The sequence below is a fragment of the Bradyrhizobium sp. AC87j1 genome, from assembly GCF_002936975.1.
Taxonomy (GTDB): Bacteria; Pseudomonadota; Alphaproteobacteria; order Rhizobiales; family Xanthobacteraceae; genus Bradyrhizobium; species Bradyrhizobium shewense.
On sequence record NZ_PTFE01000105.1, the window covers coordinates 1 to 24,708 of the forward strand.

General features: G+C 65.1%; 22 protein-coding genes and 1 other RNA gene. 9 read left to right on the top strand and 14 right to left on the bottom strand.

Features of this window, described 5'->3' with window-relative positions:
- The 4 genes from CV770_RS34210 to CV770_RS34225 form a co-directional block, all read right to left on the bottom strand.
- Positions 1 to 237: transposase (locus CV770_RS34210; RefSeq protein ID WP_146101410.1), on the bottom strand; the 237-nt coding region annotated here is incomplete at its 3' end.
- A 201-nt stretch (positions 238 to 438) separates the two neighbouring features.
- Positions 439 to 1,074 carry a LysE family translocator gene (locus tag CV770_RS34215; protein WP_104465485.1) on the bottom strand — a complete coding sequence of 212 codons (636 nt, stop codon included), beginning with the start codon at positions 1,072 to 1,074 and terminating at the stop codon, positions 439 to 441.
- Positions 1,075 to 1,350: 276 nt separating this feature from the next.
- On the bottom strand, positions 1,351 to 4,413 hold the full coding sequence (gene polA, locus CV770_RS34220; protein ID WP_104465486.1) for a DNA polymerase I: 3,063 nt from the start codon (positions 4,411 to 4,413) through the stop codon (positions 1,351 to 1,353).
- A gap of 194 nt (positions 4,414 to 4,607) precedes the next feature.
- Complete coding sequence (locus CV770_RS34225; protein WP_104465487.1) at positions 4,608 to 5,675, bottom strand: acyltransferase family protein; 1,068 nt, start codon at positions 5,673 to 5,675, stop codon at positions 4,608 to 4,610.
- A 195-nt stretch (positions 5,676 to 5,870) separates the two neighbouring features.
- Here CV770_RS34225 and CV770_RS34230 point away from each other — a divergent pair, with 195 nt between their 5' ends.
- The 4 genes from CV770_RS34230 (at position 5,871) to CV770_RS34245 (ending at position 12,114) form a co-directional block, all read left to right on the top strand.
- On the top strand, positions 5,871 to 7,187 hold the full coding sequence (locus CV770_RS34230; RefSeq protein ID WP_104465488.1) for a UDP-glucose dehydrogenase family protein: 1,317 nt from the start codon (positions 5,871 to 5,873) through the stop codon (positions 7,185 to 7,187).
- A gap of 130 nt (positions 7,188 to 7,317) precedes the next feature.
- Positions 7,318 to 9,792, top strand: coding sequence for an ATP-dependent helicase HrpB (gene hrpB / locus CV770_RS34235; protein ID WP_201760165.1), 2,475 nt, complete (start codon positions 7,318 to 7,320; stop codon positions 9,790 to 9,792).
- Between the two features lie 119 nt (positions 9,793 to 9,911).
- Positions 9,912 to 10,424 (top strand): TIGR02281 family clan AA aspartic protease, encoded by a 513-nt coding sequence (locus CV770_RS34240; RefSeq protein WP_201760166.1) that lies wholly within the window; start codon positions 9,912 to 9,914, stop codon positions 10,422 to 10,424.
- Positions 10,425 to 10,614: 190 nt separating this feature from the next.
- Positions 10,615 to 12,114, top strand: coding sequence for a phosphomannomutase/phosphoglucomutase (locus tag CV770_RS34245; protein ID WP_104465491.1), 1,500 nt, complete (start codon positions 10,615 to 10,617; stop codon positions 12,112 to 12,114).
- 161 nt (positions 12,115 to 12,275) lie between these two features.
- On the opposite strand, the gene CV770_RS34250 is transcribed toward CV770_RS34245, so the two are convergent.
- The 9 genes from CV770_RS34250 to CV770_RS34290 form a co-directional block, all read right to left on the bottom strand.
- Positions 12,276 to 12,785, bottom strand: coding sequence for an Lrp/AsnC family transcriptional regulator (locus tag CV770_RS34250; protein ID WP_104465492.1), 510 nt, complete (start codon positions 12,783 to 12,785; stop codon positions 12,276 to 12,278).
- A 97-nt stretch (positions 12,786 to 12,882) separates the two neighbouring features.
- Positions 12,883 to 13,806: a sugar kinase gene (locus CV770_RS34255; RefSeq protein WP_104465493.1), complete on the bottom strand. Its 924-nt coding sequence runs from the start codon at positions 13,804 to 13,806 to the stop codon at positions 12,883 to 12,885.
- A 6-nt stretch (positions 13,807 to 13,812) separates the two neighbouring features.
- A complete protein-coding gene (nudC, locus tag CV770_RS34260) occupies positions 13,813 to 14,751 on the bottom strand; it encodes an NAD(+) diphosphatase (protein ID WP_104465494.1) in 939 nt (312 codons plus the stop codon).
- Between the two features lie 10 nt (positions 14,752 to 14,761).
- Complete coding sequence (locus tag CV770_RS34265; RefSeq protein WP_028140850.1) at positions 14,762 to 15,181, bottom strand: HIT domain-containing protein; 420 nt, start codon at positions 15,179 to 15,181, stop codon at positions 14,762 to 14,764.
- A 289-nt stretch (positions 15,182 to 15,470) separates the two neighbouring features.
- Entirely contained in the window at positions 15,471 to 16,598 is a 1,128-nt protein-coding gene (locus CV770_RS34270; protein ID WP_104465495.1) for a muconate cycloisomerase family protein, read from the bottom strand.
- The gene (locus tag CV770_RS34275; RefSeq protein ID WP_104465496.1) at positions 16,595 to 17,350 is read right to left on the bottom strand and encodes an SDR family NAD(P)-dependent oxidoreductase; all 756 of its coding nucleotides are present in this window, start codon (positions 17,348 to 17,350) and stop codon (positions 16,595 to 16,597) included. Before CV770_RS34275 ends, CV770_RS34270 begins: the two co-directional genes overlap by 4 nt.
- Positions 17,350 to 18,144: an amino acid ABC transporter ATP-binding protein gene (locus CV770_RS34280; protein WP_104465497.1), complete on the bottom strand. Its 795-nt coding sequence runs from the start codon at positions 18,142 to 18,144 to the stop codon at positions 17,350 to 17,352. The genes CV770_RS34275 and CV770_RS34280 overlap by 1 nt, the downstream gene beginning before the upstream one ends.
- Positions 18,141 to 18,803 carry an amino acid ABC transporter permease gene (locus CV770_RS34285; protein WP_091955423.1) on the bottom strand — a complete coding sequence of 221 codons (663 nt, stop codon included), beginning with the start codon at positions 18,801 to 18,803 and terminating at the stop codon, positions 18,141 to 18,143. The genes CV770_RS34280 and CV770_RS34285 overlap by 4 nt, the downstream gene beginning before the upstream one ends.
- A gap of 138 nt (positions 18,804 to 18,941) precedes the next feature.
- On the bottom strand, positions 18,942 to 19,787 hold the full coding sequence (locus tag CV770_RS34290; protein ID WP_104465498.1) for a transporter substrate-binding domain-containing protein: 846 nt from the start codon (positions 19,785 to 19,787) through the stop codon (positions 18,942 to 18,944).
- Between the two features lie 182 nt (positions 19,788 to 19,969).
- Here CV770_RS34290 and ffs point away from each other — a divergent pair.
- From ffs to CV770_RS34315, 5 genes are all read left to right on the top strand, one after another.
- Positions 19,970 to 20,066, top strand: an RNA gene (gene ffs, locus CV770_RS34295) — signal recognition particle sRNA small type.
- A 95-nt stretch (positions 20,067 to 20,161) separates the two neighbouring features.
- The gene (locus CV770_RS34300) at positions 20,162 to 21,979 is read left to right on the top strand and encodes a DNA polymerase III subunit gamma/tau (RefSeq protein ID WP_104465499.1); all 1,818 of its coding nucleotides are present in this window, start codon (positions 20,162 to 20,164) and stop codon (positions 21,977 to 21,979) included.
- Between the two features lie 28 nt (positions 21,980 to 22,007).
- Complete coding sequence (locus CV770_RS34305) at positions 22,008 to 22,328, top strand: YbaB/EbfC family nucleoid-associated protein (protein ID WP_091955430.1); 321 nt, start codon at positions 22,008 to 22,010, stop codon at positions 22,326 to 22,328.
- Position 22,329: 1 nt separating this feature from the next.
- Positions 22,330 to 22,932 carry a recombination mediator RecR gene (gene recR, locus CV770_RS34310; RefSeq protein WP_018320788.1) on the top strand — a complete coding sequence of 201 codons (603 nt, stop codon included), beginning with the start codon at positions 22,330 to 22,332 and terminating at the stop codon, positions 22,930 to 22,932.
- Positions 22,933 to 22,959: 27 nt separating this feature from the next.
- Entirely contained in the window at positions 22,960 to 23,397 is a 438-nt protein-coding gene (locus CV770_RS34315) for a hypothetical protein (RefSeq protein WP_091955433.1), read from the top strand.
- Between the two features lie 134 nt (positions 23,398 to 23,531).
- Here CV770_RS34315 and CV770_RS34320 read toward each other — a convergent pair.
- The coding region (locus tag CV770_RS34320) for an AmpG family muropeptide MFS transporter (protein ID WP_104465500.1) at positions 23,532 to 24,708 on the bottom strand (1,177 nt) is incomplete at its 5' end.

Below are 24,708 nucleotides of genomic sequence, written 5' to 3' on the forward strand. Positions count from 1 at the left end.
CTCCAGTTCGCGCTCCGAAAGACCGTAGAGCGACTGCAGCAGCACCGCGCGAAACAGCACAAGCACCGGATAGCCTGGACGACCGGGGCTCCCTTCATCCCGCAAATGGCCGATCAGCTTCTCGAACGGGTACCACTTGACCAGGCCAGCCAACCGATCCAGCGCCGCATTGGCGCCGGCGCCCTTCGGCATCAGCGCTTCCACAAAGCTCGGCTGTCCTGTCCGCTTCACTGCCATCGATACCTCCAAGGCTTTGCCCTAGGGAATCACAACTGGCGGATTACGCAACAGGCCCCCTGTGGGAGAGGGTGGATCGATGCGAAGCGGCGAGACGGGTGAGGGGTCTCCATCCTCACGAACAGTCTTGCGAGCGGAGAGAACCCCTCATCCGGCGCTTCGCGCCACCTTCTCCCACAAGGGGAGAAGGAAGAAAGTGCCTCACACCTTCTTCGCTTCCACCGCCATCCGTACCGCGAGCCCGGCCAGCACCGTGCCCATCAGCCAGCGCTGCACCAGCATCCAGCTCGGCCGGTTCGCCAGGAATTGCGCGATCGATCCCGCCGCGAGCGCGATCATCGCGTTGACGCTGACGCTGATCGCGATCTGGATTGCCCCCAGCACGACCGACTGCGTCAGCACGCTGCCGGCGGTGGGATCGATGAACTGCGGCAGCAGCGCGAGATAAAGCATCGCGATCTTCGGGTTGAGCAGGTTGGTGACAAAACCCATCGCGAACAATTTGCGCGGACTGTCGATCGCGAGCTGCTTGACCTGGAACGGCGAGCGTCCGCCCGGCTTCACCGCCTGCCAGGCGAGCCAGAGCAGATAGCCCGCGCCGGCAAAGCGCAGCGCGTCATAGGCGAAGGGAATGGCGAGCAGCAGCGCGGTGATGCCGAACGCCGCGCACAGCATGTAGAACACGAAGCCGAGCGCGACGCCGCCGAGTGAAACGATGCCTGCCGCCGGGCCCTGCGTGATCGAGCGCGAGATCAGGTAGATCATGTTCGGCCCCGGCGTGAGCACGAGGCCAAGGCAGACGAGGGCGAAGCCGAGCAAAGCGGAGGTGTGGGGCATGGGTGAACCGGTGCGGGAGATGGCACGGTTCTAATATGCGAGGCATTCTCAAGCCATCGCGCAATTGCTCGGAGGACAATTCAGGTTCTCGCATGTCACTCCAACGTCGTCCCCGCGAACGCGGAGACCCATACCCCCAGGGAGAAGTTTGACGCGCGATGGTCATGGGCAATCTTCGCCAAACCCGATCCAGTGGCTAATGGGTCCCCGCTTTCGCGGGGACGACACCGGCTGTGTGGCGTCAGCGAGTGCAAGCGGGAGAGGTAAAGAGCCGCCTCAATGCGCCTCGTCCCAATTGTTCGCCGCGCGCGCATCGACGTGCAACGGCACCGACAGCAGCACGGCCGGGAACGGTGCGTCCTGCATCACGTGCTGCACGACCGGCAGCGTCGCCTCGACCTCGGCGTCGGGCACCTCGAAGATCAATTCGTCGTGCACCTGCAGCAGCATCTGCGCCGACAGCTTCTTCTCGGCGAGGGCATCCTCCACCCGCGTCATGGCGCGGCGAATGATGTCGGCAGCGGTGCCCTGCAGCCGCGCGTTGATCGCGGCGCGCTCGTTGAAGGCACGCACCGAGGCGTTGGAGGCCTTGATGTCGGGGTAGTGGCATTTGCGGCCGAACAGCGTGGTGACATAGCCGTTCTGCCGGCAGAAATCGCGCGTCTCGTCCATGTAGGCGCGGATGCCGGGGAAGCGCTCGAAATATTTCTTGATGTAGGCCGAGGCCTCCTCGCGGGCGATGCCGAGCTGGTTGGCGAGGCCGAACGCGGAGATGCCGTAGATGATGCCGAAATTGATCGCCTTGGCGCGGCGGCGGATCTCGCTCGGCATGCCCTTGATCGGCACACCGAACATTTCCGATGCCGTCATGGCGTGAATGTCGAGCCCGTCGCGGAACGCCTGCTTCAGCACGGGAATGTCGGCGATCTCCGCCAGCAGCCGCAGCTCGATCTGCGAATAATCGGCGGAGACGAGCTTGTGCCCGGGTGTTGCGATGAAGGCGCGGCGGATTTTTCTGCCGTCTTCGGTGCGCACCGGGATGTTCTGCAAATTCGGCTCGTTCGACGACAACCGGCCCGTCGTGGTCGCGGCCAGCGCGTAGGTCGTGTGCACGCGATGGGTCTGCGGATTGACGTAGGTCGGCAGCGCGTCGGTGTAAGTCGATTTCAGCTTGGAGACCTGGCGCCACTCCAGAATCTTCTTCGGGAAGTCGTGGCCCTGCTCGGCGAGCTCGTCGAGCACCTGCGCGGTGGTCGACCAGGCGCCGGTCTTGGTCTTGGTGCCGCCTGACAGTCCCATCTTGCCGAACAGGATGTCGCCGATCTGCTTGGGGCTGCCGACATTGACCGGCTCGCCCGCGATCTCCTGGATCTCGGCCTCGACGCGGGCCGCGGTCTGGGCAAAGTCGCCGGACAGCCGCGACAGCACCTGGCGGTCGATCGAGATGCCGCGCCGCTCCATGCGCGCAAGCACAGCGACCAGCGGCCGCTCCAGCGTCTCGTAGACCGCGGTCATGTGCTCGGCGACGAGGCGCGGCTTCAGCACGCGCCAGACGCGCAAGGCGACGTCGGCGCCTTCGGCCGAGAGCGCCGCGGCCTTGTCGATCGGCACCTGGTCGAAGGTGATCTTGCCCTTGCCGCTGCCGAGCAGCTCGCTCTCCTTCAGCATGGCGTGTCCGAACCAGCGCTCGGACAGCGATTCGATCGCATGCGAGCCGCGGCCGGCATCGAGCACGTAGGAGATCAATTGCGCATCGTCGGTGTTGCGCAAGGTGATGCCATGCTGTGCCAGCATCACGGCGGTGAATTTGAGGTCGAAGCCGATCTTGAGAATGCCCGCTGATTCCAGCACCGGCCGCAGCGCCTCGATCGCATCGGCATGCTTGACCTGATCGGGTGCAAGGCCGGCGTCGAACAGGCCGGCCCCGCCGCCGGCTTGCTTGTGCGCCAGCGGCACATAGCAGGCCTCGTTCGGCGCCAGCGCCAGCGCGATGCCGCAGAAATCGGCCTGCATCGGATCGATCGAGTTTCCGCGGATCTCGACCGCGACATGACCGGTATCGTGGATGCGCGCGATGAAGGCGTCGAGCTCCTTGAGCGACTTGATCGTTTGATATCTGGCGCGATCGACTGGAAGCTTGCGCAGCGCCTCTTCGCGCGCGGCGGCCAGCGAGATCGGCGCGCCCTTCGGGCTCGCAGCCTTGTCGTCCTTGCCCGCTGACTTGTTGGGCTCTTTCGCCCGGGCTTGCGCCGACGTATCGCCGCCCGGCGCAGGCACGACATCCGAGGGCGGCAGCGTCGTGAACACGCTGGCGCCGCTGGCATAGCCAGGGTCGGCATCGACATTGGCGGGATCGATTTGCGAATATTCGGCGACGCGCCGCGTCAGCGTCGTGAATTCCATGGCTTTCAGGAAGGCGATCAGCTTGCGTGCGTCGGGCTCGTGGACCGCGAGGTCGTCCAGCGGCACCTCAAGGTCGACCTTGTCATCGAGCAGCACCAGCTTGCGCGAGATTCGCGCCTTCTCGGCATTCTCGATCAGCGCCTCGCGCCGCTTGGGCTGCTTGATCTCGGTGGCCCGAAATAGCAGCTGGTCGAGGTCGCCATATTCGGTGATCAGCTGCGCCGCGGTCTTGATGCCGATGCCGGGCACGCCGGGCACGTTGTCGGTGGAATCGCCGGCCAGAGCCTGTACCTCGACGACCTTGTTCGGCGGCACGCCGAATTTCTCGATCACCTCTGGGATGCCGATGCGGCGATCCTTCATGGTGTCGAACATGGTGACGCAATCGGTGACGAGCTGCATCAAATCCTTGTCGGAGGACACGATGGTCGCGCTGGCGCCGCGCTCGCAGGCCTGCCGCACATAGGTTGCGATCAGGTCGTCGGCCTCGAAGCCCACTTGTTCCAGGCAGGGCAGGTCGAAGGCGCGGACCGCCTCGCGGATCAGCGCAAATTGCGGGATGAGATCGTCAGGCGCCGGCGCCCGGTGGGCCTTGTACTCCGGGTAGATCTTGTTGCGGAACGTGACCTCCGACTTGTCGAAGATGATCGCGAGGTGCGTCGGCCGGTTGTCTTCCGGCATGTCGCGGAGCAGCTTCCACAGCATGTTGCAGAAACCGAGCACGGCGTTGACCTGCAGGCCGTCGGACTTGCGGTTCAGCGGCGGCAGCGCGTGATAGGCGCGGAAGATGTAGCCGGAACCGTCGACCAGGAAGATGTGGTCGCCCTTGCCGGCCGGCTTTGCTGCAACCGGTTTGGCCGCAACCGGTTTGGCAGCAGCTGGCGCGGCAGTGGGGGTATCGGCTTTGGCGGAGGTCTTCGGGGAGGTCTTTGGCATGGCCGCAATGTATGAATTTTTGCGGGCTTTGACAGCCTTGGGAGGGTGATTTTTGGCTTGCTGGCGCCGCTATCCCCCGCTGTCATTCCCCGCAGAAGCGGGGAATCCAGTACGCCGCGGCCTATCGTCGACAACGACTGTCTGTGGAATACTGGGTCGCCCGGTCAAGCCGGGCGACGACAGCGCGAGCGTGACTACTCCGCCGCCTGCAATCGCACGCCGGCCTTCTTTGGCGCGATCCAGAACGCGTCCGGCCGCTCGAACAGGAAGCGGGCATTGAACAGCAAGGCGCCCCGCCAGATCGCGAGCGCTCCGAGCACGCCGGCGACGGTGACGATCAGCGACACCGCGCCGATATCGGGAATGATGCCGGTGCGCAGCAGCAGCGTCCGCGTCGCCGCCATCGGCAGGAAGAAGGCGAGATAGATCACGATCGAATGCTCGCCGCAGAAGCGGAAAAAGTTCAGCCCCTGCGCGCGCGCGAGCAGCGTGCCCATCATGATGATGGCGCAGGCACCGGCAAAGCCGAGCACGAGCGAGACGATCTTCCATTCGCTGGCCCCCGATGCGACGAGGCCGGCATTGACCAGCACCCAGGTCGCGAGCGCTACGAGCGCAAGGACGGGATGCTTCCGCGCGCGATCCGACAGCGCGAACACGTAAGGCGCGAACAGATAGCCCGAATAGAAATAGACGAAGCGTGAGCAGAACTCGTCGATCGCGGTCCAGCCGGTCGAGATCCGGGCTGTCTCCAGGGCAGCGGCGACCAGCCAGATCGCGAGCGGCGGGAATTTGCGTGTCAGTTTTGTGACGATGAAGAAGACCGGCAGCAGATAGATGAACCACAGCGTGCCGAACGGCTCGACGAAGGATTCGAGATACAAGAAGCCAACGTGGTGCCAGCTCGTCTCCGCCGCGAAAGCCGGCGCCTTGAAGCCGAACTGGATTGTCACCCAGACGACATAGAAATAGGCGAAATGCACCACCTTGCGGTCGAGATAGGTTCGCCAGTCCCGGTCGATCACCAGCGGCAGGAACAGGCCCGAGATCAGGAAGAAATCCGGCATCCGGAACGGCTTTGCGAAGGCCACGGCGACATGCATGAAACCGGTCTGGCCGGCGGCGAGCTCGACCCCCAGCACCGAATGCATCATCACGACCATGATGATGCAAATGCCCTTGGCGTAGTCGATCCAGTCGACACGCGCGGCAGAAGGGGATTGGCTGCCTCCGCTCCCTGCAATTGTGCCAGATGGTGCCATGGTGTCTCTTTTCGAGGCGCGTTCCGCCCCGTCCTGTTCGGGTGCGGGGCAGTGTGGGGCCTGCACGGTTTCCGACTTCTTTACCGGTTCAATTCCTATGCCGCTTTTTTGCCTGCGGACTGTTCCCTCCCCTCGGGAAAATGCTAAACCGCCCCGTGTCGGGGTTTCGTTAACCAATCTAAAACAGGGATTTTCATGCGCATCGCGATGATCGGCACGGGTTATGTGGGACTGGTGTCCGGAGCCTGCTTTGCTGATTTCGGTCACGACGTCACCTGCGTCGACAAGGACGAGAAGAAGATCGCGGCGCTCCATCGCGGCGAGATCCCGATCTACGAGCCCGGCCTCGACGAGCTGGTCGCGACCAACGTCAAGGCCAAGCGGCTCGATTTCACCACCGATTTGTCCAAGCCGGTCGCCGATGCCGATGCCGTGTTCATCGCGGTCGGCACGCCGTCGCGGCGCGGCGACGGCCACGCCGACCTCTCCTATGTCTACGCCGCAGCGAAAGAGATCGCGCGGTCGCTCACCGGTTTCACCGTCGTGGTGACGAAGTCGACCGTGCCGGTGGGCACCGGCGACGAGGTTGAGCGCATCATCCGCGAGACAAATCCCAACGCCGACGTCGTGGTCGCCTCGAACCCCGAGTTCCTGCGCGAGGGCGCAGCGATCCGCGACTTCAAATTTCCCGATCGCGTCGTGGTCGGCACCTCCGACGAGCGCGGCCGCAAGGTGATGGGCGACATCTACCGCCCGCTGTCGCTGAACCAGGCGCCGCTGATGTTCACGGAGCGTCGCACCGCCGAAATGATCAAATACGCCGCGAACGCATTCCTCGCGACCAAGATCACTTTCATCAACGAGATCGCCGATCTCTCCGAAAAAGCCGGCGCCAACGTCCAGGAGGTTGCGCGCGGCATTGGCCTGGATAACCGCATCGGCACCAAATTCCTGCATGCCGGTCCCGGGTTCGGCGGCTCGTGCTTCCCGAAGGACACCAAGGCGCTGATCAAGATCGCGCAGGATTACGACGTCTCCTTGCGCATCGTCGAATCCGTGCTGGCCGTGAACGAAAATCGCAAGCGCGCGATGGCGCGCAAGGTCAGTCAGGCGCTCGGCGGCTCGCTGCGCGGCAAGACCATTGCGGTGCTCGGCCTCACCTTCAAGCCCGACACCGACGACATGCGCGATGCGCCGTCGATCCCGCTGGTGACAGGCCTGATCGACATGGGCGCGACGGTCAAGGCGTTCGACCCGGTCGGCATGGAGCAGGCCAAGAGCGAACTGCCTGACATCACCTATTGCGAGGACGCCTATTCCTGCGCGCAAGGTGCCGACGCGCTCGTCATCGTCACCGAATGGGTGCAGTTCCGTGCGCTCGATCTCGACCGGCTGAAGAGCGTCATGGCGCAGCCCGTGGTCGTCGACCTGCGCAACATCTACCGCCCCGAGGACATGGAAGCCGCCGGCTTCACCTATGACAGCATCGGCCGCCCGCCTGTGCAGGGCTGATCGCCACACACGATTGTCATACCCCGCGAAGGCGAGGTATCCAGTCATCCCGATCTTCGTGATGATCGGGATCTGAGTTGACTGGATCACCCGCCCGGCGCGCAAGGCGGGCGATGACGGATGCGAGATCTTGCCCCGCAGTTTCGACACACCCCTTCCGATCGATGCCGTGCTCGACGATTTGTCGCGCACGCTGGAGGCCAACAATGCGGCCGTGCTGGTGGCGCCGCCCGGGGCCGGCAAGACTACGCGCGTGCCGCTGGCGCTGCTCGATGCGCCCTGGGCTAGGGATAAGAAGATCATCGTGCTGGAGCCGCGGCGCATCGCGGCGCGGGCCAGCGCCGACCGCATGGCCAAATCGCTGGGCGAGCGCGCCGGCGAGACCGTCGGCTACCGCGTCCGGTTCGGCTCGAAGATCTCGCGCACCACGCGCATCGAGGTGGTGACCGAAGGCATCTTCACCCGCCAGATCCTCGACGATCCTGAGCTGCCAGGCGTTGCCGCCATCCTGTTCGACGAATTCCACGAGCGCTCGCTCGATGCCGACATGGGCCTGGCGCTCGCCCGTGACGCCCAAACCGGCCTGCGCGAAGACCTGCGCATCCTCGTGATGTCGGCAACGCTCGATGGCGCGCGCGTTGCAAAGCTGCTTGGCGATGCACCCGTCGTCGAGAGCGAGGGCCGCGCCTTTCCCGTCGAGACGCGCTATCTCGGCCGCAAGGCGGATGCGCCGGTGGAGCGGCAGATGGCGGATGCGATCGCATCGGCGCTGCGCGCCGACAGCGGCTCCGTGCTGGCATTCCTGCCGGGCGCCGCCGAAATCCGTCGGACCCAGAACTTTCTCAGCGAACGCGTGCAGGACGCCAGCATCGAAATCGTGCCGCTGTTCGGTGCGCTCGACGCCACCGTGCAGGATCGCGCCATTTCGCCTGCTCCCAAAGGCATGCGCAAGGTGGTGCTGGCGACATCGATCGCGGAGACCTCGCTGACGATCGAAGGCGTACGCATCGTGGTCGATTCCGGTCTTGCCCGCGTGCCGCGCTACGAGCCCGACATCGGGCTGACCCGGCTCGAGACCGTGCGCGCTGCGCGTGCGGCGGTAGACCAGCGCCGCGGTCGCGCCGGCCGTACCGAGCCAGGTGTCTGCTACCGGCTCTGGGACGAGCCGCAGACGGCCTCGCTCGCGCCCTACACCCAGCCGGAAATTTTGAGCGCCGACCTATCTTCGCTGGTGCTCGATCTCGCGCAATGGGGCGTGAGCGATCCCGCCGCGCTGTCGTTCCTCGATCCGCCGCCGGCGCCCGCGTGGAAAGAGGCAAAAAGCCTCCTCTCCGAGCTCAACGCACTCGATGGCGATGGCCGCATCACCGCAGAGGGAAAAAGCCTGCGTGCACTGGCGCTGCCGCCGCGGCTCGCGCGCATGATCGTGGATTCGCATCGCGCAGGCGAGGGGGAAGCCGCCGCCGAGATCGCGGCCATCATCACCGAGCGCGGGCTTGGCGGCGACAGCGTCGATCTCGAGCACCGGCGCGATCAGTTTCGCCGCGATCGTTCGCCGCGCGCCGCCAGCGCGCGCGACCTGGCGCGGCGCTGGGCCTCGCAAGTGGCGGCTTCGGAGAAGGCGGGACCGCAGGATGATCTCTCGACCGGTTTGATGCTCGCTTATGCGTTCCCGGACCGCGTCGCGCGCAATCGCGGCAATGGCAGTTTCGTGCTTGCCAACGGCCGCGGCGCCGCCGTCGAGCAGACATCCTCGCTCGCCCGCGCGCCCTACATCGCGATCGGCGAGATGACCGGGACGGCGGCGAGCGGGCGCATCCTGCTCGCTGCGCAAATCACCCAGGACGAGATTGAGCGGCATTTCGCCGAGCATATCGAGAGCGCCGACGAGATTTCGTTCGACCGCGGCGCGATGGCATTGCGCGCGCGGCGCAAGCGCGCGCTGCATGCGATCACGCTGTCCGAAGCGACACTGGCCGTGTCGCCCTCGGAGGACACCGCGCGCATCTTCGCGGAAGGATTGATCGCCGCCGGCCTCGATCGGCTGCCCTGGTCGAAGGCTGCAAAGCAATGGCGCGACCGGGTGATGTTCCTGCGCAAGGCCGAGGGCGACAGCTGGCCCGACCTGTCCGACGAGGGATTGATCGCGCGCCGCGACGACTGGCTGGTGCCGGCGCTCTACGACAAGATCGCGCTCAAGGACATTTCGCCCGGTGATCTCTCCGACGCGCTGATGGCGCTGCTGCCGTGGGAGATGCGCGCGCGGCTCGAGCGCGAGGCGCCGACGCATTTCGAGGCGCCGACCGGAAGCATGCTCGCGATCGACTACGAGGCCGAGCAGGGGCCGACCATCGCGGTGCGGCTGCAGGAATTGTTCGGCCTCAACAGCCATCCCTCGATCGCCGCCGGCAAGGTGCCGCTGGTGCTGGAGTTGCTGTCGCCGGCGCAGCGCCCGGTGCAGGTGACGCGCGATCTTCCCGGTTTCTGGCGCGGCAGCTACGCCGCGGTCCGTTCCGACCTGCGCGGCCGCTATCCCCGTCATCCCTGGCCGGACGATCCGGCCAGCGCAGTGCCGACCCGACGCGCCAAGCCGCGCGGGACGTGAATCCCCATTAACCGTTCGCTCATCCTTTTCGTCAAAATAGCATTGCTCTGGCCGCAGCAATGCTCGCGGCCTGGCGTGTCGCGTGGTGAAATCGAGCTTTCCGGCTCGGAAGTGGTGTGATGCGTAACATTATGATCGTCGCAGCCGTCATGATCGGCCTTGGCACCTTCATGGCGCAGATGGCGGACAAGATGAGCTCCGCCTCCGCAAGTTCAGTGCCGCGCACCACGGTCGCCGACGCGGCAACCGCGCCTGCCGGGGGCCGCAGCCTCGCCATTCCCCGCGACGGCCGCGGTTATTTCCAGGCAGAAGGCAGGATCGACGGCCAGCGCATCGGCTTCATGCTCGACACCGGCGCCTCCGTGGTTGCGCTGAATGAGACCTCGGCCGCCCGCTTTGGCCTGCGTCCCTCGCGCAGCGATTACAACGCCACCGTCTCCACCGCCAACGGCACCATCAAGGCCGCGCGCACCCGCATCGCCATGCTCGAGGTCGGCGGCCTGGTCGTGCGCGACGTCGATGCCATGGTGCTGCCCGACGAGGCGCTGTCGGAGAACCTGCTCGGCCTCTCCTTCCTCTCCCGCCTGAAGCGCTTCGAATATTCCAACGGCCAGATGGTGCTGGAGCAATAGGCGGAGCCTTTCGCGATCAAGCGCCGTCCATTTCAAGATAGCTATTTGCGTCGACCGCCCTCGCGGTAACGTTTCTTCGTTACCAAACTGCCGCAATTATCGGCCATAAGCCTTCATTCCCGCCTTCCGCTGCGGCCTGGCATTCGCTAAGGCTGCATCAATTCCTGCCCTTTTTCACGAGACCGTCTCAATGTTCCCCAAGCCGAAATCCGTATTGATGCCCAACACCTACGCCTTCGAATCCGAGCCGATGGTGAAGCCCACAGGCTTTCGCGAATACGACGCGCGCTGGTTGTTCCAGAAGGAAATCAACCTGATGGGTGTGCAGGCGCTCGGCATGGGGCTGGGCGCGCTGATCGCCGAGCTCGGCGTGAAGCAGGAGATCGTCACCGGGCACGATTTCCGTGGCTATTCGGCCTCGATCAAATACGCACTGATCTCCGGCCTGATGGCGGCGGGATGCAAGGTGCATGACATCGGCCTTGCCGTGACGCCGATGGCCTATTTCGCGCAGTTCGATCTCGACGTGCCCTGCTGCGCGATGGTGACCGCCTCGCACAACGACAATGGCTGGACCGGCGTGAAGATGGGCGCCAACCGTCCGCTGACTTTCGGTCCCGACGAGATGACGCGGCTGAAGGAGATCGTTCTGAACGCGGAGTTCAAGAACAAGGCCGGCGGCTCCTACCAGTTCCACGAGAACTACCCGGCGCGCTACATCGCCGATCTCACCTCTCGTCCGAAGCTGACGCGCAAGCTCAAGGTGGTCGCGGCCTGCGGCAACGGCACCGCCGGCGCCTTCGCGCCGCAGGTGCTGGAGGCGATCGGCTGCGAGGTGATCCCGCTCGACACCGAGCTCGATCACACCTTCCCGAAATACAATCCGAACCCCGAAGACATGGAGATGCTGCACGCGATTCGCGATGCGGTGCTGCATCACAAAGCCGATGTCGGCCTCGGCTTCGACGGCGACGGCGATCGCTGCGGCGTCGTCGACAATACCGGCGAGGAGATCTTTGCCGACAAGGTCGGCGTGATGCTGGCGCGCGACATGTCGGCGATCCACAAGGACGCGCAGTTCATCGTCGACGTGAAATCGACTGGCCTTTTCGTCACCGATCCGGTGCTGCAGAAGCAGGGCGCGAAGGTCGCCTATTGGAAGACCGGCCATTCCTACATGAAGCGCCGCACCAACGAGACCGGCGCGCTGGCGGGCTTCGAGAAGTCCGGCCACTTCTTCTTCAACAAGCCCTATGGACGTGGCTATGACGACGGCCTGGTGTCGGCGCTCGCGATCTGCGACATGCTCGACCGCGCGCCCGGCAAGTCGATGGCGGACCTGAAGAACGCGCTGCCGAAGACATGGTCGTCGCCGACCATGTCGCCGCATTGCGCCGACGAGACCAAATACGGCGTCATCGACCAGGTGGTGAAGCATTTTGAGGGCTTGCAGGCCAAGGGTGCCAAGATCGGGGGACAGTCGATCCGCGATCTCGTCACCGTCAATGGCGTGCGCGTCACGGTCGAGGACGGGAGCTGGGGCCTGGTGCGCGCCTCCTCGAACAAGCCCGAGCTCGTCGTCGTGGTCGAGAGCCCGGTCTCCGAGCAGCGCATGCACGACATGTTCGAGATGGTGAACAGCGTGCTGCGCACGCATCCCGAAGTCGGCGAGTACAATCAGAAGATTTGAGGTTACTTGAGTGAGGCACGATCCATGCCTCTCTCTCCGCTGTCATTCCCCGCGAAAGCGGGGAATCCAGTACGCCGCAGCTTCTCCGTATCCAATCGCGGTCTCTGGAATACTGGATCGCCCGGTTAAACCGGGCGATGACAGTTTTCGTGTGGTAGTAGCTACGCCGCCACCACTGCCGGGATCGGCAGCGCGGTGACCGATTTGATCTTCTCCATCGCGAAGCGCGAGGTGACGTTCTTCAGCGGCACGGCGCTGATCAGCTTCTTGTAGAATACGTCATAGGCCTGCATGTCCGCGACCACGACGCGCAGCATGTAGTCGACGTCGCCGGCCATGCGATAGAACTCCATCACCTCGGGCATGGCGCTTACGGCTTCGGCGAATTTCTTGAGCCAGGCGTCGGAATGATCGGAGCTTTCCACCGAGACGAACACGGAGATGCCGAGCCCGATCTTGTTCTGGTCGACCAGGGCCACCCGCTTCAGGATGACGCCGTCAGCCTCCAGGCGCTGGATGCGCTTCCAGCAGGGGGTCGAGGACAGTCCGACGCGGTCGCCAATCTCGGCGACGGACAGGGAGGCATCGTCCTGCAGCACCATCAGAATCTTGCGGTCGATGGCATCGAGGCGGCGGCTGGTCTCGGGGATCTGGACGGCAACATCGGTCATTTGAAGAACTTTGTTCCATTTAAGGGGCTGATTTCCCTGATATAGAGAAAATCTTTCCCCAGCAAGCCCATAATCTCGGCGTAGCCATGGAATTGCTCTAGAGCCTTCCTCGCAAAAACTCTTCAACTTCAATGCGTTGGGGTGCAGCCATGCCACCGCCGTGGCGAGTGCATTTCAGTGCTGCCGCGGCCGCGGCGAATCGCAGCGCCTGCCGCACGTCGCCGCCCTCAGCGAGGCCGAGCGCGAAGGCGCCATGAAAGACGTCGCCGGCGCCGAGCGTATCGACCGCCTGGACCGGGAAGGCCGCGGTCTCCTCCAGCTCGCCTGCCTCGTTCAGCCAGATGCTACCGAGCGGACCGCGGGTTGCGGCAAGGAAGGCGGGCGTCAGCTTGGCCAGGCGTCGCAACGCCTTGCCGTCGTCGGCGATACCGGCGGTCTCCTGCACCTGCTCGCTGGCGAACAGCAGATGCGAGCCGGCGGTCAGCAGGCCGTCCTGCAGCGACATCGCGCGATCGACCCCGACGATGACGGGAATGCCGCGTCGCCGGGCCTCGGCGCAGAGATCAATGCAGAATGAGGCACAACGGCTTTCAACGAGGATGGCGCGGCAGTCGGCCAGCAATTCGTCGGCATCGGGCAGCTTCACGCTCCACAGGCCGGGATCGCGATAGATCGTGAGCGTCCGTTCGCCCGAGGGCTCGATCATGATCGCGGAAACCGGCGTGGTCACATCAGGCATGCGCACGATGTGCGTGGTGTCGATGCCCTCCTGCGCCATTTGGTCGAGGATGAAGCCGCTCGATGTCTCCCGCGCATCGCCCATGGGGCCAGCGAAAAAGACGTGACCACCAAGCCGCGCAATCGCGATCGCGGCATTGAGCGCGTTGCCGCCGCAGATCTCGGCGAGATGGCTGGCGTTGGCCTTGCTGCCGCGCACCGGCACGGCCTCGACCCGAAAGGTGAGGTCGCGCACGGGAATGCCGATGCAGAGGATTCGCGGCGCGATCCCGGATGCGGCCATCGGCGGTCAGCTCTTGTCGTGCACCCAGCGGCCGAGCAAATGATGGGCGATGGCGAAGGGATGCGGGCCGGCGAGTCCGTCCGGATGCGTTCGCGCCAGCATCAGGGCGGCCTCCTCGCGCGTGAACCAGCGCGCATCCTCCAGCTCTGAGTGATCCACGACGATGTCCTCGCTCACGGCCCGCGCGCTGCAGCCGATCATCAGCGACGACGGATAGGGCCAGGGCTGGGTCATGTAATATTGCACGTCGGTGCAGCGGATCCCGGATTCTTCCAGGATCTCGCGGCGCACCGCGTCCTCGATGGTCTCGGCGGCTTCGACGAAGCCGGCAAGGCAGGAATACATCCCTGCCGGAAACTGCTTCTGGCGGCCGAGCAGGCACTTGTCGCCGGAGGCGACGTGCATGATCACGACAGGGTCGGTCCGCGGAAAATGCTCGGCCTTGCAAGCCGGGCACTCGCGCTTCCAGCCGCCTTCCTTCATCGCGCTGCGCGTGCCGCAATTGGCGCAATAGCCGTGGCGCTGGTGCCAGCCGACCATCGACTTCGCCATCGCGATCGCCGACAGCTCGTCGGGGGGAATCGCGCCCTGCATCGCCATGCCGCGCAGCTCGGTGACGGTGTAGTCCTCGCGCCCGACCAGCTTCTCGGCGGCGGCCTGCGACAGGCCCATGCCGAACATCGCGGCGCCGTCGCGCAGCCCTAGGAAGATCGTGCCGGGATTGGCGCCGCACTTCAGCGCCTCGTCGATCGAGAGCAGCGCGCGAATCTTGTCGCCCTCGCGCTTGACCAGGAGCGAGTCGCGGTAAACGACATAGGCGCGCGAGGCCGGCTTCTGCTCCATCGCGAACAGCTTTTGGTCGTCGCGGCGCAGATGCGCGGCGCGATCGAGGATGTTGGTGACGAAAGCCGGCTGTCCCAGCGGAAATGCGTTGAATGCTGACATTATCGTTCTTTCAACCCAACCAGATCTTGCGGCGAAGCGCGCTGATGAAATTCTGAACCTCTGCGGCGTCATGCGCCAATGGCGGCATCACGCCCCAGACCGGCCGCGGCCAGGCCGCGTCACTGGTGCGGCGCGCGATGATGTGGACGTGAAGCTGCGGCACGAGGTTGCCGAGCGCCGCGACATTGAGCTTGTCGCATCTGGTGATCTCCTTCAGCGCGCGCGAGACGCGGGAGATCTCCGTCATCAGCTGCGCCTGCTGCACCTCGTCGAGATCGATGATCTCGACTGCATCGGCCCGCCGCGGCACCAGCAGCAGCCAGGGATAATGCGCGTCCTTGATGACCAGCACCTTCGACAGCGGCAGATCGCCGATGTCGATGGTGTCCTCTTTCAGGCGGGAGTGCAGCGACCAGGCGGGTTCGGGCATATGCGTTTCCGGATGGCCCGATGGGGACGGGCGTGTTGGGCACGACCATACGATACCGATTCCGATAGGGGAAGGATTGGGCCCCGCTGTCACCGCATACACGGTCGTCGTCCCGGACAAGCGCGCCCCTAGGCGCGCGCCGATCCGGGACCCATAACCACAGGAAGAAGTGTGGCGCGAGCCGGTAACTCCGAGTCTTCGCCAAACTCGATCCTGTGGTTATGGGTCCCGGGTCTGCGCTGACGCTTGCCCGGGACGACACCGAGTTCTGGTCGCGTTGGCGGCTGCCTCACGCCTCCGCCAGCACCCGCGCATTGGCGCGGATCGAGGCTTCGCTGACGCGAATGCCGAGGCCGGGGCCCTCGGGCACGACAACGTGACCCGCGCGGTTGGCGACGCGCTCTTCCAGCACGTCCTCGGTCAGCACGTGGTGCGGCATGTAGAATTCGCAGCCGAGCGAGATGCCTGATGTGGCCGCGATCAGCTGCGTGCCGGCGGCAAGGCCAATGCCGCCTTCCCACAGCGTGCCGCCGTAGCCGGGCAGGCCGGCGATGTCGGCGATGGCCATGATCGCCTGCGCCTCGAACAGGCCGCCGGCCTTCATCAGCTTGATCGAGACCGCATCGGCGGCCTCGCGGCGCACCACTTCCATCATGTCGCGGCGGTCGAAGCAGCTTTCGTCGGCCAGCACGGGCGTTTCCAGCGCGGCGGTGAGCTGCGCCATCACGTCGAGATATTTGCGCGGTACCGGCTGCTCGATGAAGGTCGGCGCGAACTCTTCGACATCGCGCAAAATCTTGATTGCGCCGAACGGCGCCAGCGCCTGGTTGTAGTCGACGCGCAGATCAACCTTGTCGCCGAATTCCTTTCGGATCGCTTCGAGATGGTCGAGGTCCTCGCGGTGCGGCTTCACGCCGGTCTTGACCTTGTAGATGACGTTGCCGTCCGGAACCATCTTTCGCATGCGCTCGAGATCGGCGGCGAAATCCGGATCGGCGATGGAGAAGGAGAGGGGAATCGTGTCGCGCACGCGGCCGCCGAGGAGGTCGGCGACCGAGAGCCCCGATGATTTGCCGACGATGTCGAGCAGGGCCATCTCGATGGCGACTTTGGCCTCGGCATGGCCGACCAGCGCGCGGTCGAGCTCGGCCATCAGCGCGCGGATCCGGCGCACCGGCTTGCCGAGCACGATGGGCCTTAAGTAAATGTCGAGCGCGGCGAACGCGGCTTCCGGCGTTCCCGTGAACACTTCCCACGGCGCCGCCTCGCCCCAGCCGATCACGCCATCGCTGGACGTGAGCTCGATCAGCACGCGCTTCACCGTGCCCTTGACGTTGCCGACGCCCTGCAGGCGGGCCATCTTGATCGGGCTTTCGATCAGGAACAGCCTGAGGCGTTCGACGGTTGCTTCGGTCATGTCAGGCCTCCATTGACGTGCCAGACCTGGCCGGTGACGTAGGATGCTTTTGGGGATGCCAGGAAGGCGATGACCTCGGCGACCTCTTCCGGCCGCCCGCGGCGGCGCATCGGGATCAGCGCTTCGGTCGCGGCGATCTGCTCGGGCGACAGCCGGCTCTCGCTCGGCTTGTCCTTGACGATGAGGCCCGGCGCGACCGCGTTGACGGTGATGCCGTCGCTCGCGAGCTCGATCGCGGTCAGCCTCATCAAGGCTTCCAGCGCGGAACGGCTCGCCGCCGTTGCCGCGAACGGTGCGAATTCGGGCCGGATGGCGTGCGCAACGAAGGAGGACACGGCGACGATCCGTGCATCTCGCCCCGCGCGGAGCAGTGGGAGTGCGGCATCAACCAGACGTGTGAAGGCCAGCGCCGACTCGTCCATCGCCTGCCGGAACTGATCCGCCGGCGTGCCGATCGCGCTGCCGCGGCGGGCATGGCCGCCGACCAGGATCAATCCGTCGAGCCGGCCGAAGGCGGCTTTCGCGGCGGCGATGGCGTCGGTGGCGGCGCTCTCCTCGGCGAGATCGCCAAGGCAACTTGCTGCCACGGCGCCCTTCGCTTCAATGGCCGCTGCGGTGGCTTGAAGACCCTCTGCGTTCGAGCGCGTGTGCAGAACGAGCCCGACGCCGGGCGCCGCGAGCAGTTTTGCGGTGGCACGGCCGATGCCGCTGGCGGCACCGGTGACGAGATAGACGCGATTGATATCGGACATCACGATGCCGTTGTGGCCGGCGGCAGCGCGCCGGTGCGGTGGAAATGGCTGAGGAAGGCGCGTGTCGCCGCTTCCTGCGGATTGTCGATCACCAGCCGCGCCGGGCCTTCTTCGACCACGACGCCGTCGCGCATGAAGATGAGACGGTCGGCGACCTCGCGGGCAAAGGCGATCTCATGCGTCACGATCACCATGGTCATGCCTTCGGAGGCCAGTTGCTGGATCACGCTCAGCACCTCGCCGACCAGTTCAGGATCGAGCGCGGAGGTCGCCTCGTCGAACAGCATCACATCGGGCTCCATCGCGAGCGCGCGGGCGATAGCGACGCGTTGCTTCTGTCCGCCGGACAGCGTCGCCGGGTATTGGTCGGCCTTCTCGGCAAGGCCGACCTTGGCGAGCTGCGCCCGCGCGAGCGTCTCGGCGTCCGCCTTGGCCATGCGCCGCACCGTGACCGGTCCCTCCATTACGTTCTCAAGCGTCGTCATGTGCGGGAACAAGTTGAAATGCTGGAACACCATGCCGGTGGTAGCGCGGAATTTTGCCAGCGTCTTCACATCAGGCAGTTTTGCACCTTCACCAAATGCAAAGCGCGTGTCACCGACGCGGACGCTGCCGCCATCGGGCACGACCAGCAGATTGATGCAGCGGAGCAGAGTCGACTTGCCGGAGCCCGACGGGCCGATCAACGCCACGACGCCGCCCTTGGCGACGTCGAGATTGATGTTCTTCAAAATCTCGTTGCTGCCAAAGCTCTTGCGAAGGCTGCGGATCTCGATCTTTTGCGTCTCGCTCATTCGCTGACCGCCAGTCGCTTCTCGCCGCGGCGGACGAGGATGGTGAGCGGGATCAGGATCGCCGCATAGGCGACCGCGACCGCGGTGTAGGTCTCCAGCGGCCGGTAGCTGTCATGGGCGGCGACTTGGCTCTGATAGACGAGGTCGGGCACCGCCAGCACCGAGACCAGCGAGGTGTTCTTGAACTGGATGATCGACTGGTTCATCAGCGCCGGGATCATGCGCTTGATCGCCTGCGGCAGCACGATGCGGCGCATGGTCTGGATCGGCGTCATGCCCAGCGCGGCGCCGGCTTCGGACTGGCCGCGGTCGATCGAGATGATGCCGCCGCGGATGATCTCCGAATAGAACGAGCCGCCATAGAGCGAGAGCGCCAGCGCCGAGGCCGTGATCGGCGTCATCTCGACGCCGGCGAGGATCGGCAGCGCGTAATAGAACCAGATCAGCTGCACCAGGATCGGCGTGCAGCGGAACGCTTCGATGAAGGTGAGCGCGAGAAGACGCAACGCCCTAAAGCGCGACAGGGTGCCGAACGCCCCGAACAGGCCGAACAGCAGCCCGCACACGACGATGACCACGGTGAAGCCGACGGTGACGCCAAGCCCGTTGAGAAACAGCCAGCGATAGGTCCAGAGGATGCCGAAGTCCCACTGATACATGTGTGTTCAACTCGTCGTGGGTGCTGTTTCACACCGTCATTCCGGGGCGCGACAAAGTCGCGAACCCGGAATCCAGAGATTGTAGCGCGAGATTCCGGGTTCTCGCTTCGCGAGCCCCGGAATGACGAAAGTGGAAACTTACAGCGAAACGCCCGGCGGAATGTCCGCTTCGGTCACGCCCACCAGTTCCATGTTGGTGATGATCGCGTTGCGGATGAAGCCGAGGCCCTTGTTGAAGTCGATCCAGGTATTGACGTAATCGCGCCAGGTCTTGTCGGTCTCGCGGCGGAAGCCGGCATTCGAGGTCGTTGCGAAGATCGGTGTCGGCAGCACGAGCTGGCCGAGCGAGGGGTTCTTCTTCAGGACGGTCAACGACAGCATGGTGATCAGGCACTGCGCGTCGACGCGGCCGGTCTGCAGCGCGGCGGTGGCGTCGTCGGCAGTCTTGAGCCGCGTGATCTGCGCCTTCGGCGTCAGGCGGCTGACGACCTGATCGTGCGAGGAGCCCTGGTCGACCGCGATCTTGATGTCGGGCGAGTTCAGTTCGGCCCAGCTCTTCGGCTTGAAGTCCTTCTTGCAGAGGAGGGCGAAGGCGTTGTTGAAGACCGGCACCGAGAAGTCGACCACCAGCGCGCGCTTCGGGGTCGGGTTGAGGCCGAAGAAGATGTCGATCTTGTTGGCCTGCAGGTCGAGCACCGAATTGCCCCAGGTGGTCTCGGTGATCTCGAGTTCGGCCTCCATGTCGTCGGCGAGCCCCTTGGCGATGTCGATGTAGAAGCCCTTCCACTGACCGCTGGAGAGATCCTTCATGTAATAGGGCGCGCCGCCGCCGACCGCGCCGATCCGCATCTTCTTGGTGCGGCGGATGCGGGCGAAGGTCGATTCGTTCGGATCGGCGGTCTGGGCCACGGCCGGCGAAGCCAGCGCGGCCGCTGTCATCGCGCCAAGTCCGACAATCGATGCAACATCACGACGTGTAACCATTGGGATCAATCGCTTTTCTGGTTGGGACAGGTTCCGGCAGGTTCATACCAAGGTCGCACTTTCAGTGAAAGCACAGCCTATCGGCTGGGCAGATCGGGAATTGCCCGGATGCTGGGCAGGCACCGTCAATCAAGGGCGATAGCCGCTTGCTTTCCGCCCCTTTTGGCTCCAAATAGGGATCGGGAGATTGGCGGTGGACGAGCCACTCGCCAACCGGGTCAGGTCCGGAAGGAAGCAGCCCTAACGAGGTCCGGATCGGGTCGCTCGTCAGTCTCCTACCTGTTTTTCGAGCGAACCAGCGCCGGCGGCACCAGCCGCCAGCGCGCTCCTTTCCGCAAAAGCCGGCCAAGAGACATTTCATTGCGGATCGACCGATGACCGACGCTGGCGCCCCTCCGAACCCCGACAGCGCCGGCCGGGCCGGCAACGCGCCCTACCGGGTGCTGGCGCGCAAATACCGTCCTTCCAGTTTCGACGATCTGATCGGCCAGGAAGCGGTGGTCCGCACCGTCTCCAATGCGTTCGAGACCGGGCGGATTCCGCAGGCCTGGATCCTCACCGGCGTCCGCGGTGTCGGCAAGACCACTACCGCGCGCATCCTGGCCCGTGCACTCAACTACGAGATGCCTGATGGTTCGGTGAAGGGCCCGACCATCCACATGCCGACCCTGGGCGTGCATTGCCAGGCGATCATGGAAAGCCGGCACATGGACGTGCTGGAGATGGACGCGGCCTCGCACACAGGCGTTGACGACGTCCGCCAGATCAATGACAGCGTGCGCTACGCGCCGGCCAGCGCGCGCTACAAGGTCTACATCATCGACGAAGTCCACATGCTGTCGACGGCGGCGTTCAACGCCTTCCTGAAGACGCTTGAGGAACCGCCGGAGCACGCCAAGTTCGTGTTCGCCACGACCGAGATCCGCAAGGTTCCCGTCACCGTGCTGTCGCGCTGCCAGCGTTTCGACCTGCGCCGCGTCGAGGCCGACGTGCTGATGAAGCATCTCGCCAATATCGCGGCGAAGGAAAGCGTCGAGATCGAGCCCGAGGCGCTCGGCATCATCGCGCGCGCCGCGGAAGGCTCGGTGCGTGATTCACTGTCGCTGCTCGATCAAGCCATTGCCCATGCGGCAGGCACCGTGAAGGCTGACGCGGTCAGGCAGATGCTGGGGCTCGCCGATCGCACCCGCGTCATTGACCTCTTCGATTCGTTGGCGCGCGGCGACATCGCCGCCGCCTTCAAGGAGTTCCGCGACCAGTACGACGTCGGCGCCGATCCCATCGTCGTGCTCTCGGACCTCGCCGAATTCGTCAATTTTGTTACCCGCGTGAAGGTCATTCCGGCGATTGCCGACAACGTCGCCTATGGCGAGACCGAGCGCGTGCGTGCGAAGGATTTCGCCTCAAAGATCTCGATGCGCGTGCTGTCGCGGATGTGGCAGATGCTCCTCAAGGGCATCGCCGAGGTGCAAGCCGCGACGCGCCCGGCTGCGGCCGCCGAGATGGTGCTGGTGCGCATCGCCTATGTCGCCGACCTGCCGACGCCGGACGAAGCGATCAGGATGCTGGAGCAGAACGGCGGCGGCTCGCCGGCCGCGAGCGGCGGCGGTGCTGCACGCAGCGTACCGGCCGCGCCGACGGCCTCCGCAGCGCCTGTTCGCATGCCAACGTCGTCGCCTTCATTTGGCGGTGGTGGAGCGCGGCCGCAGATGGCCGCACCTGCGCCGGATCCGCAAGGTGCCGCGCCGGCGTTGCGCATCACGAGCTTTACCCAGCTCGTCGCGCTGGCCGGGCAGAAGCGCGACATCATGACCAAGAGCGCGCTCGAAGGCGACATGCGCCTTGTCCGTTTCGAGGAGGGCCGGCTGGAGGTCGCGCTCGAGCCGAACGCCTCCAAGACCATGATCTCCGAGCTTGCCAAGAAATTCGAGCTGTGGACCGGCCGCCGCTGGACGGTGATCGTCTCCAATGAGCAGGGCCAGCCGACGCTGCGCTCGGTGAACCATGCGGCGAAGCAGGAGCATGCCCGTACCGCGGAGGCCGATCCGCGCGTGCGGGAGGTGCTGTCGCGTTTCCCCGGCGCGAAGGTTGTCGAGGTCCGCAGGCTTGCCCCCGAGACGCCGGAAGCCAATATAAACGCTGACTATGGCAGTGACGATCCGCCCGACGGTTCCGACGGCGACGATCTCTGAGCCCATCTTTTTCCAAGGACGAGCACCGATGGCTGATTTTCTCGGCATGATGAAGCAGGCGGCGCAGCTGCAATCCAAGATGCAGGAGATGCAGGAGCAACTGGCCAACGTGGAAGTCGAGGGCATCTCCGGCGGCGGCCTCGTCGCGGTGCGCATGACCGCGAAGATGGACGTCAAGGGCATCAAGATCGACCCCTCGCTGATGAAGCCGGAAGAGCGCGAAGTGCTCGAAGACCTGCTCGTCACCGCGCTCAGCGATGCCCGCCGCAAGGCGGAGACCGCGATGCAGGAGAAGATGCAGTCGCTGACCGGCGGTCTCGGCCTGCCGCCGGGGTTGTTCGGCCAGTAAGATGGGCGCGGTTGCAGGTCCCGAAATCGAGCGGCTGGTGCAGCTTCTCGCGCGGCTGCCGGGCCTCGGTCCGCGCTCGGCGCGGCGCGCGGCGCTGCATCTGATCAAGAAGCGCGAAGCGCTGATGATGCCGCTGGCCTCGGCCATGCAGGTCGCGCTCGACAAGGTCCAGGTCTGCAAGACCTGCGGCAACATCGATACGCAAAATCCCTGCACCGTCTGCACCGATCCCAAGCGCGATGACGCCATCATCGTTGTCGTCGCCGACGTCGCCGATCTCTGGGCGCTGGAGCGCGCCAATGCGACCCAGGGTCGCTATCATGTGCTGGGCGCGACATTGTCGCCGCTCGACGGCGTCGGCCCGCAGGATCTGACCATCGACGCGCTGGTCGCGCGCGCGCATGATTCTCGGGTGCACGAAATCATCCTGGCGCTGAATGCGACGGTGGACGGCCAGACCACGGCGCACTACATCACCGACCTGCTCCAGGACGCCAACGTAAAAGTAACCCGGCTGGCCCATGGTGTGCCTGTCGGTGGCGAGCTTGATTATCTCGATGAAGGTACGCTATCGGCCGCGATGCGGCAGCGTACCCTGTTCTAGCCATCCAGACTTTACGGAACGGACGACATGACGAAACTTTTCGCCACACGCTTGGCTTTGGTCGCGACGATGATGCTGCTGGCGAGCCCGGCCATCTCCGCGCAGCAGGACGACGGGGCGCCGCCGCCGTCCAAGCCCGGCAAGCCAATCAACGCCGGCGAGGTGTTGTCCGGCGAGTTGAACGCCTTGAAGGTGCGCGACGTCAAGAATGCCGGCAAGCGGGTTGCGACCTACCAGATCACGTCCGAGCCGCGCCGCCTGCCGCCGCCGAACGGGCTGTGCAATCTCGAGACCGGGCCCGAGACGTTCCAGCTCGTTCCGAGCGGCGATGCACAAGCGGCGCAGCTGAAGACGTTCGCCGGCAAGGAAATCTCGGTCAAGGTCGACGAAGTCGCCTGCGCCAGCGATCCCGGCCAGATGAGCGAAGCCGTGATCACGAAGTGGAGCCTGATCAAGAAGCAGTAGGGGCGGCGAGGCGAGATGCCGTAGGGTGGGCAAAGCGAAGCGTGCCCACCACCTGTTTCTAATTCATGGCGCGATGGTGGGCACGGCGCGTCGCGCCTTTGCCCACCCTACGAGACCTTCAAACTGCGAGACCATCACACCCTGACCGGCCCCAGCGCCTCGAAGTGCCCGCGCTTCTGCAAGTACGCCAGCAGCACCAGGCTCGGGATCGCCACCAGCACGCAGATCACGAAGAACAGCGGCCAGCCGGTCGTGTCCGCGACGTAGCCCGCACTCGACGACAGATAGGTCCGCCCCACCGCCGCGAGCGCGGTGAGCAGCGCATATTGCGTCGCCGTGTGCAGCGGGTTCTGGCAGAGCGCCGATAGGTAGGCCACGAAGATCACCGTGCCGATGGCGCTGGTGAAGTTCTCGGCGCAGATCGCGAGCGCCAGCGCCCATTGATTGGTGCCGACCACTGCGAGCCAGGCAAAGGACAAATTGGCCAGCGCCTGCACCACGCCACCGATCCAGAGCGACATTGCCAGCGGATAGCGCCGCGCGACGAAACCACCGGCAAACCCGCCGATCAGGGTGGCGGCGAGGCCGACGCCCTTCACGATCGCCGCATAGTCGTTGCGGGTGAAGCCGAGGTCGATCACAAACGGCGCCGTCATCGTGCCCGAGAAGGCATCGGTGAACTTGAACAGCACCACGAAGGCGAGCGCGGCGAGTGCGTCCTTGCGCGACAGGAATTCGGAGAACGCGCCGATCGCCGCGCTCAACACACGCGCAAATGCGGTCTCGGTTTGTGTCGCAGCTTCCGCCTGTGCGGATTGCGCCGGCTCGGTCGCGGCCAGCGCGGTGATCGTGCCGATCAGCACCATCGCGGCCATCACCACATAGCCCCACATCCACGCCGAGGTGCGGGGTATGCCGGTGCCTTCGAAGCCCGAGACGATGAACAGCGCGCCCGCGGTCGAGACCAGCATTCCGATGCGGTAGGCCGCAACGTAAGCCGCCATACCGGCGGCCTGCTCGCTCTCCGGCAGGCTCTCGACGCGGAAGGCGTCGACCACGATGTCCTGCGTCGACGACGTCGTCGCCACCAGCAGCGCGCCCAGCGCGACGTAGAACGGCGAGCTGGCCGGGTCGGTCATCGCCAGCAGCAGGATCGCGACGATCAGCAGCAGCTGCGAAAACACCAGCCAGCCGCGCCGCCGTCCGAAGGCGCGGGTGAACAGCGGCACATGCAGCGCATCCACCAGCGGGGCCCACAAGAATTTCAGCGTGTAGGGCGTGCCGACCAGCGCGAACAGCCCGATCGTCTTC

Excerpts from the sequence above, each read along its gene's own strand:
- CV770_RS34215 (WP_104465485.1), bottom strand. The coding sequence starts at position 1,074 with ATGCCCCACACCTCCGCTTTGCTCGGCTTCGCCCTCGTCTGCCTTGGC.
- polA (WP_104465486.1), bottom strand. The coding sequence starts at position 4,413 with ATGCCAAAGACCTCCCCGAAGACCTCCGCCAAAGCCGATACCCCCACT.
- CV770_RS34225 (WP_104465487.1), bottom strand. The coding sequence starts at position 5,675 with ATGGCACCATCTGGCACAATTGCAGGGAGCGGAGGCAGCCAATCCCCT.
- CV770_RS34230 (WP_104465488.1), top strand. The coding sequence starts at position 5,871 with ATGCGCATCGCGATGATCGGCACGGGTTATGTGGGACTGGTGTCCGGA.
- CV770_RS34240 (WP_201760166.1), top strand. The coding sequence starts at position 9,912 with ATGCGTAACATTATGATCGTCGCAGCCGTCATGATCGGCCTTGGCACC.
- CV770_RS34245 (WP_104465491.1), top strand. The coding sequence starts at position 10,615 with ATGTTCCCCAAGCCGAAATCCGTATTGATGCCCAACACCTACGCCTTC.
- CV770_RS34250 (WP_104465492.1), bottom strand. The coding sequence starts at position 12,785 with ATGACCGATGTTGCCGTCCAGATCCCCGAGACCAGCCGCCGCCTCGAT.
- CV770_RS34255 (WP_104465493.1), bottom strand. The coding sequence starts at position 13,806 with ATGGCCGCATCCGGGATCGCGCCGCGAATCCTCTGCATCGGCATTCCC.
- nudC (WP_104465494.1), bottom strand. The coding sequence starts at position 14,751 with ATGTCAGCATTCAACGCATTTCCGCTGGGACAGCCGGCTTTCGTCACC.
- CV770_RS34265 (WP_028140850.1), bottom strand. The coding sequence starts at position 15,181 with ATGCCCGAACCCGCCTGGTCGCTGCACTCCCGCCTGAAAGAGGACACC.
- CV770_RS34270 (WP_104465495.1), bottom strand. The coding sequence starts at position 16,598 with ATGACCGAAGCAACCGTCGAACGCCTCAGGCTGTTCCTGATCGAAAGC.
- CV770_RS34275 (WP_104465496.1), bottom strand. The coding sequence starts at position 17,350 with ATGTCCGATATCAATCGCGTCTATCTCGTCACCGGTGCCGCCAGCGGC.
- CV770_RS34280 (WP_104465497.1), bottom strand. The coding sequence starts at position 18,144 with ATGAGCGAGACGCAAAAGATCGAGATCCGCAGCCTTCGCAAGAGCTTT.
- CV770_RS34285 (WP_091955423.1), bottom strand. The coding sequence starts at position 18,803 with ATGTATCAGTGGGACTTCGGCATCCTCTGGACCTATCGCTGGCTGTTT.
- CV770_RS34290 (WP_104465498.1), bottom strand. The coding sequence starts at position 19,787 with ATGGTTACACGTCGTGATGTTGCATCGATTGTCGGACTTGGCGCGATG.
- CV770_RS34300 (WP_104465499.1), top strand. The coding sequence starts at position 20,162 with ATGACCGACGCTGGCGCCCCTCCGAACCCCGACAGCGCCGGCCGGGCC.
- CV770_RS34305 (WP_091955430.1), top strand. The coding sequence starts at position 22,008 with ATGGCTGATTTTCTCGGCATGATGAAGCAGGCGGCGCAGCTGCAATCC.
- recR (WP_018320788.1), top strand. The coding sequence starts at position 22,330 with ATGGGCGCGGTTGCAGGTCCCGAAATCGAGCGGCTGGTGCAGCTTCTC.
- CV770_RS34315 (WP_091955433.1), top strand. The coding sequence starts at position 22,960 with ATGACGAAACTTTTCGCCACACGCTTGGCTTTGGTCGCGACGATGATG.